At 55.9% G+C, this 574-nt stretch carries 1 protein-coding gene; it reads left to right on the forward strand.

What is annotated here, in order from left to right; all coding sequences use genetic code 11:
• On the forward strand, positions 1-574 hold a 574-nt coding region (locus tag QP994_RS11065), incomplete at both ends, for a transposase (protein ID WP_284866832.1).

Consider the following 574-nt stretch of genomic DNA (forward strand, 5'->3'; position numbering starts at 1 on the left):
GGCGAATCCGCAGACCATTTAGCCAAACGCCTTGGGGTAACAAGGCGGACTTTGACCCGGTGGTTCAAGCTGCTGTGGTTTATCACCGTGCCCACGTCTACTGACCCCTATCGTGTTTACGACCAGGTCTTTATCGACGGCACCTACTTCCACAAGAAATGCCTGCTGGTAGCCTGCACCGAAACACACGTCATCGCCTGGCACTGGTGCCTGCGTGAAAGCTCATACGAGTACCTGAAACTGCTCGACAAAATCGCGCAACCACTCATCGTCACCACCGACGGGGCAGGCGGAGCACTCAAGGCACTGCGCATTAAATGGCCCGACGTTGCCATCCAGCGCTGCCTAGTTCACGTCCAGCGCAACACCTTCGCTGATATCAGCCGCAACCCGATTCACCCAGCGCATAAAGCAATCCGGAAACTGGGCTACATGCTTGTCCAAGTACGCAATCCCGACGATGCTGCGCGGTTTACAGCTGCAGTCCACCACACCCGCATTACCTTTGCCGATTGGCTTAAAGAGCGAACCTACCGCAGTGCTATACCAGCAGGCCAAGTACCGAAATGGGTCA

It is taken from the genome of Corynebacterium sp. MSK044, from assembly GCF_030232825.1.
In the GTDB taxonomy this organism is placed as follows: Bacteria; Actinomycetota; Actinomycetes; order Mycobacteriales; family Mycobacteriaceae; genus Corynebacterium.